Source organism: Pseudophaeobacter sp. (assembly GCF_039971195.1).
Classification (GTDB): Bacteria; Pseudomonadota; Alphaproteobacteria; order Rhodobacterales; family Rhodobacteraceae; genus Pseudophaeobacter.
Genome location: NZ_JBDWPJ010000088.1, coordinates 21,292 through 28,650 on the forward strand (window position 1 = coordinate 21,292; position 7,359 = coordinate 28,650).

Consider the following 7,359-nt stretch of genomic DNA (forward strand, 5'->3'; position numbering starts at 1 on the left):
GAGGAGATCAGCAGATGGCAAAACGCAAACGGCTTTCCCCGGCACAAGACAGCTATCTTGCCAGCGCGCCCGAGAGTAAATCCGCCCTGGCGGGTCCGCTGCCAACAGCGGGCGCTGCTGCCGCCCCGATTGCCCAGGTGGCGGGGGCGGCCTCGACCGAGGCGGCGCTACAGGAGGTCAGCGCGGTGCTGCAACAGGCCCGCGCTCGGGGGCTGATGGTGGAAGAGATTGATCTCGGGCTGATCGATGAGACCCATCTGGTGCGCGATCGCATTGCCCAGGACGAGGACGAGATGGCGGCGCTCATGGGGTCTTTGCGGGCCCGTGGCCAGCAGACCCCGATCGAGGTGGTGCCGCTGGAGGGTCGGCTGGACGGCAAGGCCTGGGGGCTGATCTCAGGCTGGCGGCGGCTTTCGGCACTGCGCAGACTCTATGGTGAGGCTTCAGAGCCTGAATTTGCCCAGGTCAAAGCCCTGGTGATCCGGCCAGACAGCGCCGAGGCCGCCTATGTGGCCATGGTTGAAGAGAATGAAATCCGGGTCAATCTTTCCCATTATGAACGCGCGCGTATCGCGGTGCGGGCGCTGAAGGAAGGGGTTTTCCCCAGTCAGAAAAAGGCGCTGCAGGGGCTCTTTGCCAATGTGCCCCGGGCCAAACGCTCGAAGATCGGCAGCTTTGTCACCCTGGTGGAGGCGCTGGATGCGGTGCTGTTTTTTCCCGCCGCCATCAGCGAGAAGCTGGGCCTGGCGCTGGTGCGCCAGATGGGGGAGGATGCGGCGTTTGCCCAGGCCTTGATCACAGCACTGCAGGGGGCTGAGCGGGGGAGCGCTGCCGAGGAGCTGGCGATCTTGAATGAGGCCTTGGCATCTGCGCAGCAGTCCGAGGCGACTGCGCCTCTAACCCCACCTTTAGAGACACAAGGCGTATCGCCCGGCCCGGGCGACACGCAGCCTCGGATCCGCTGCCCTGGCCCGGAGGCCAGCGCCGAGGAGCGGATCACCACCCAGGTGGCGGCGGGGCTGCGGCTGGGGTTTCAGCCCGGTGCCCAGCGGATTGAGTTGAGCGGCGCGGCAGTGGATGCGCGGCTTCTTGAGGACTTGAAGGCCTGGCTCAAAAGCCGTTAGCGGGCGTTCCAGACAGATTTACCCGCATCCGGGCGGCGCTGGGATGTCCTCAAATGTTTCGCGCGCGAAACATTTGAGCGGCAATTGCGGCAAACCCCCTATCAGGGCAGCGCTGCAAAACCGAATGAATTTGGGGCAAAAACCCTTGGATTTGGCGGGGCTGCGCAGGTATGCGCTTGGGGCGAATGAGACGGGGGTGATCTTTGTCTGATATCAAGACCCGCGCAGAGTTGAAGGCCAGGAGAGTTGCACGTGACAATCAAGAAGAGCCCTGCCCAGAGTCAAACGCAGCCGGTGCGCCTGGTGGCGGTGGTGGTGACTTATAACCGGCTGGACAAATTGCAGGACACATTGGCGCGGCTGCTCGAGAGCCCGGCCGAAGAGCTGGCTGCGGTGGTGGTGGTGGACAATGCCTCCAGCGATGGCACCGGCGATTGGCTGGCAGGCCAAAGGGATCCGCGGCTGGATATCCTCAGCTCTGCCAGCAACCGCGGTGGCGCGGGCGGTTTTGAAATGGGCATGCGCCGCGCCATGGAATGCCATGCCCCCGACTGGCTGGTGGTGATGGATGATGATGGCCGCCCGGCCGCCGGTGGGCTGGCGTCCTTTCACGCCCTGCCGCTGCATCAGGATCCGGAGCGGGCCAGAGCATTGGGGCAGGACTGGGATGCGGTGGCGGCGGCGGTTTATTTCCCGGCGGGTGGCATCTGCGAGATGAACCGCCCCTCGCGCAATCCGTTTTGGCATCGCCGCGAGTTTCTGCGCACCCTGTTTGGCGGCGGTCGCTCCGGCTTTCATGTGCAGCCCTCGGATTACGAGGGCGAGGCCATGCAGATCGATGTCACCTCCTTTGTCGGGTTTTTCATTTCCGCCGCAGCGGTTCAGCGCCAGGGCTATCCGGATCCGGATCTGTTCATCTATGGCGATGACGGGATTTATACGCTGGAGCTGTCAAAGGCGGGAGGGCGCATTGGTTTTGAACCTGGGCTGTGGTTTGAACATGACCTGACCACCTTTGTGGCCAAGGATGGCGCGGGGCAGGCGCAGCGCGGTCGGTTTATCCCGCTGTGGAAGGTCTATTATTATCACCGCAACCTGCTGATGCTGTATCGCCTGGCGGCGGGCTGGCTGTTCTGGCCGGTGCTCCTGGTGATTGTGCCCAAATGGCTCTCGAAACTGCGGGTGCATCCGGGCGAGCGGCGGGCGTTTTTGCGCCTGATGGGCTGGGCGATCTGGCACGGGCTGCGGCGCCAACGCGCGCTGCCCCATGCCAGGGTTCTGGACTGGGCAAAGCCGCGCTGACTGGTACTGACTGGCAGGGGCCGGGGGGCAGATCAGTTGTTGAGGATCTCGCGGTGATAGCGCCCCATCAGCAAGAGCCCCAGCGTCAGAATGATGAGGCTGACAAGGACCACATAGGGCAGGTTCAGATAGCTGGCGGTATAGGTCGGATAGAAGCCAGTACGGGTCAGGCCGATGATATGGATCAGGGGGTTGTACCAGAGCATCTCGCGGGCAAAATTTGGCATGTCATCATAGACAAAGAAGATCCCCGAGGCCAGGAACAGTGGCCGGGTGATGATCGACCAGACCTGCTCCCAGATCGGGAAAAGCCCCATCAGGGCGCAGTTCAGGGTGCCAATGGCCAGGCCCAGCAGCATGGTCAGCAGGATGGCCTGCACAATGGCCGGCAGGTCGATCACGGCCCGGCTCTCGATCACCGCAAGAATGCCGGTGAGCAGAATCACCGAGGCCAGGGTCGAGGCCAGGCTGTTGAGGATAAAGCGGGCCAGCACCGCATCAATCCAGGTCACCGAGGGAAACTGTAGCAGCGGCCTGGAGAAATTGATCGCCCGGGCCACTGTATTGGCAATCTTGTTATAGAGCTCAAAGGGCATGTAGCCGGTGGCGTAGAACAGCAGGAAACTATTGCCCAGGGCCGGGCTGCGGATGACCAGGGAAAAGCCGATAGACAGAAAGATAATGCCGGCCAGGGGTTCCAGGATGGCCCAGATATAGCCCCCCGGGGTGCGGCCATAGCTGGTGGACATCTCGCGTAGCATCAGCGCCACCACGGTGCGCAGGGGGGCAAATCTGCGGCTGGTGCCCTGCTGTGGCCGCTGCGCGGGAAGCGGTGTGGCGGCGGTGCTGGTGGGATCTGCGTCCGGGAGGGCAGGGCGGCTGCTTGGCATGTGGCTCCCCGCGGGAATCTGTGGTTGTGATGGGCCTGTCGGCAGGCGATACTATGGTCCATAGTACGGGCAATTACAAATACCTCTGGCGGTTTTACGCGTCAGAAGGCATGGAGATCTGAGCCGCGATTTATCAGGCGCGGGCCGACAGATGTCCCAGAGGAAAGCAAGTGGGGTTGCATGAGCGAAGCCAAGGGTAAGCAAGATCCCAAGACAGCCGCAGGGGCGGCAAAACAGGCCGAGAGTGCCGGGTCCAAAAGGGCCGGGGCTGATATCGCCGTGCCGGTGCCACCGCCGGCGGCTGCGGCACCGGCTGTGGCGGAGGAATGGCCGGTAGAGCGCCAGCTGCAAAACCTGCGCAAACGGATAAAAGAGGCCGAGGCCTCGGCTGAATTTGCCAATACGCAAAGGCTCAAGGCCGAGGAAAAACTGCACGAGCAGAGCTTTCCGCTGGCTGGCCCTGCCAAGATGCACCGGCGTCACTGGGGGCTGATTGCCAGCTTTGTGCTGCTGGTGCTGGCACCGGTTGCGCTGGTGATCTTTTATCTGACGACAGTGGCGCAGGATCAGTATCAGTCGATCACCGGATTTACCGTGCGCAGCCAGGAGAGCAGCCCCGCCAATGACCTGTTGGGCGGGCTGAGCAGTTTCACCGGCACCTCGGCGGCCTCTGACAGCGACATTCTGTTTGAATTCATCCAGAGCCCGGAGATGGTTGAAGTGGTGGACCGGGTGGTGGATCTGCGCAGCCATTACAGCCAGCACTGGCCGGTGGACTGGGCCTTTTCGATCTGGCCGGATGCCACCCAGGAAGAGATGCTGTGGTATTGGAAACGTATTGTCGGCATCTCCTTTGACAGCAGCTCCGGGCTGATCGAGGTGCAGGCGCTGGCCTTTGATCCCGAGACCGCCCAGACCATCACCCAGGCCATCGTCGCAGAAAGCCAGATCCGCATCAATGCGCTCAATGAACAGGCGCGGGCAGATGCCATTGGCTATGCCCAGGCTGATCTCGATGAGGCGGTGGAAGACATGAAGGCGGCCCGCGAGGCGCTGACCCAGTTTCGCACCCGCACCCGGATTGTCGACCCCAAGGCCGATATCCAGGGCCGTATGGGGGTGATGAACAATCTGCAGCAGCAGCTGGCCACCGCCCTGATCGAATATGATCTCTTGCGCGGCACCGTGGTCGAGGGCGACCCGCGGTTGAAGAAGGCGTTACAATTGATTGATGTGATCCGCCAGCGCATCGATATCGAACGCCAGACCTTTACCTCCACCAATACCGATACCGGCGCCGTGGGCGAGGATTACCCCTCGTTGATTTCCGAATTCGAACGGCTGACGGTGGACCGCGAATATACCGAAGAGGCCTATCGCGCCGCCCTGGCCGGCCTGGCCCTGGCCCGCGACGAGGCGATCCGGCAAAGCCGCTACCTGGCAACCTATATCAAACCCACCCGGGCGCAGGAGGCGGAATATCCCGAGCGCTTTTTGCTCACCGGGCTGGCGGCCCTGTTCCTGCTGCTGCTCTGGTCGATTATGTCGCTGGTCTATTATTCGATCCGCGACCGCAGCTGATCCAGGAGGCTTTGGCGCCATGATCCGGTTTGAAAACCTGACCAAGAGCTTCTGGCTCAAAGGCGAGCGCAAGATTGTCATCGACAATCTCAACCTCACCCTGCCCACTGGCAGATCGCTGGCGCTGATGGGGCGCAATGGCGCCGGGAAATCCACCCTGTTGCAGATCATTGCCGGCACCATGCGCCCGGATCACGGGCGGGTGGTCTCCGATGGGACGATCTCCTGGCCGGTGGGGCTGGGGGGCTCGTTTCACGGCCAGCTCACCGGCGCCGAAAACATCCGCTTTGTTGCCCGGGTCTATGGGGTGGATACCAAAGAACTGCTGAATTTTGTTGAAGGCTTTGCCGAGCTGGGCAAGTTCTTTCATATGCCGGTGCGCAGCTATTCCTCGGGGATGCGGGCGCGGCTGACCTTTGGCGCCTCGATGGGGATCCGGTTTGACACCTATCTGGTGGATGAGGTCACAGCGGTGGGGGATGCCAGTTTTCGCCGCAAAAGCCGGGCGGTTTTTGCCGAGCGGATGGGCCAGTCCGGCGCCATCATGGTCAATCACGGGGCCGCCGAGCTGCGCCAATACTGCGACTCGGGCCTGGTTCTGGAGGCGGGAAAGGTGCATTATTTTGATGATCTGGAAGAGGCGATCGCCCTGCACGAAGAGCTGATGAAATAGCCCGCCTGGCCTGCGCAGACAGGGGCTGAACAGCGGCGGGCTGGGTCGTATTGGCCGGTGCTGACCCGTCCTGTGAAGACCTGGCCTGGGCCCGCCGGGCTGCGAGGCTCAGCTTGTCTTCCCAATAGGCGCGGGTGGTCATCGCGTCATAGCCCTGTCGGTAGGCCCGTTTCAGGTGGTCATGCTGGCGCAGCCAGCGCAGCAGGCTCGCGCTCATCTGCCAGGCCAGTCCAAAAAACCGCGCCTTGGAATGGCGCAGGCGATAGCCCTGGCCCTGGCTGCGGTTCAGATAGGTGAGCCGGGCGGCGCCAAAGGCGGGAAAGACCAGCCCGCGCTCCTTGATCTGCAGCACGATCCGATCGCCGAGGAGGCTCCAGAAGGGCAGCAAATGGCCATTGAGGCTGACCAGGCCGAGCCAATGGCGCAGGCGCCGGGGCAGGCGGCTGAAGCAGCGCCGCTCGGTGCCTGCACCAGCGGGGAGCGCCTGCCAGGTTTCGTCGGTGATCAGGGCGGCAATGCTGGCGCGGCGCGCCTGCATATCGATATTGCGGTCAAAAAAGCCCGGCCCCTGCATCACATCGCGCCAGGCCATCAGCTGGGCAGCGGCGCTCTCATATTTGCAGCGCAGCATCGAGCGCATCATGAAACGGCAGGCGATCTTGGCGGTGCCAAGGGCCGGGCGCGCCAGGGGCTCAAAGATCAGGTGATGCAGCAGGTGGTTGCGCAGATCCAGATAGAGCGTCTGCGGGCTTTCCTTCTCGATGAAATCCTCCTGAAAGGAGACCACCCCGTTGAGGGTGACAATCCTGAAGCTATTGGCCAGCGAAAAGCTAATGTCATCGCCGCGCACAAAGAAGGGGAAGGGGTGGTGGCGGACCGCGGCAATGGGGAAGGCAAAGAACCACCAGCCGCCATAGAATGTGGCGGGCTGGGCCTGGCTACAAAGCTCCATCTGCTGCACCGCCCGGGGGCAACGCAGATCGGTGCCATTGAACAGCGGATGGCAGGAGCCGTCAAAATAGGCGCCATTCTCCCACATTTCCCAAGTCTGGCTATTGCCAATCATCGCCCCGGCCAGGGCGGTGCTGGGATCGCGGGCCAGGGTCAGCACCATATAGCAGCGCAGGATGTTTTCCATGTGGAAAGAGGCGTCATCATCCATGAACAGGCAATGGCTGAAGCCCTGGTCCTCGGCTTCGATCAGCCCGCGGGCAAAGCCGCCGGCGCCGCCAAGGTTGCGGTTGGGGTAGCTGCTGACCCGGGAGCTGGGCCGGATCTCGGCGCTTTGGCCATTGTCGACCACCTGCACATGGATTTGGTCGCCAAAGGCAAAGCGCGTCAGGAAGCGGTGCAGAAGATCGACGGTGTCGCGCACCTTATCTTCGCGATGATAGGTGGTGATTGAGATCGCCAGCCGGGGCAGTGCGGGCGGTGGCAGAGGGGCAGCGGCACAGGAGGGGGGCAGATTGGGGCAGGCAAAGCGGGCACCCAGCAGGGTGACCTGCTGGCCCAGGGACAGGATCTCAAGGAACAAAAGCCCCTCTTGCTCTGGCAAACCCACCCTCTCCGGGTCCATATCCAGCCCCGGCTCGGCAGGGGCGGCGAGCAGCGTTGCCAGATCCACCTGCTGTGGCATCTCCGGGGTGAACCTATGGGCCCGGCAGTAGATCTGGCGGCGCTGCTCGCCGGGGCGCAGATGATGGATGCGGAGTTCTGCCAGCCCGCTGGCGGTGATCTCGAGGCTCAGGCCTGTTAGGCGGCAGGCGCGGGTCCAGCTGCCCAGATTGAA

5 protein-coding genes are annotated in these 7,359 nt (G+C 62.8%); 4 read left to right on the top strand and 1 reads right to left on the bottom strand.

Going from position 1 to position 7,359, the window contains the following annotated elements:
• Window positions 1-14 precede the first annotated feature (14 nt).
• Together ABJP42_RS07740 and ABJP42_RS07745 are read left to right on the top strand one after the other, a co-directional pair.
• Window positions 15-1,124: a ParB/RepB/Spo0J family partition protein gene (locus ABJP42_RS07740; protein WP_348339756.1), complete on the top strand. Its 1,110-nt coding sequence runs from the start codon at window positions 15-17 to the stop codon at window positions 1,122-1,124.
• A gap of 252 nt (window positions 1,125-1,376) precedes the next feature.
• Entirely contained in the window at window positions 1,377-2,426 is a 1,050-nt protein-coding gene (locus tag ABJP42_RS07745; RefSeq protein ID WP_348339757.1) for a glycosyltransferase, read from the top strand.
• A 32-nt stretch (window positions 2,427-2,458) separates the two neighbouring features.
• Here ABJP42_RS07745 and ABJP42_RS07750 read toward each other — a convergent pair whose 3' ends face one another.
• Window positions 2,459-3,316 (bottom strand): ABC transporter permease, encoded by an 858-nt coding sequence (locus ABJP42_RS07750; RefSeq protein ID WP_348339758.1) that lies wholly within the window; start codon window positions 3,314-3,316, stop codon window positions 2,459-2,461.
• A 180-nt stretch (window positions 3,317-3,496) separates the two neighbouring features.
• On the opposite strand from ABJP42_RS07750, the gene ABJP42_RS07755 reads away from it, so the two are divergent.
• Together ABJP42_RS07755 and ABJP42_RS07760 are read left to right on the top strand one after the other, a co-directional pair.
• Window positions 3,497-4,897 carry a KpsE/RkpR family capsule polysaccharide export protein gene (locus ABJP42_RS07755; RefSeq protein ID WP_348339759.1) on the top strand — a complete coding sequence of 467 codons (1,401 nt, stop codon included), beginning with the start codon at window positions 3,497-3,499 and terminating at the stop codon, window positions 4,895-4,897.
• A 19-nt stretch (window positions 4,898-4,916) separates the two neighbouring features.
• Window positions 4,917-5,570, top strand: coding sequence for an ABC transporter ATP-binding protein (locus ABJP42_RS07760; protein WP_348339760.1), 654 nt, complete (start codon window positions 4,917-4,919; stop codon window positions 5,568-5,570).
• Window positions 5,571-7,359: the final 1,789 nt, after the last annotated feature.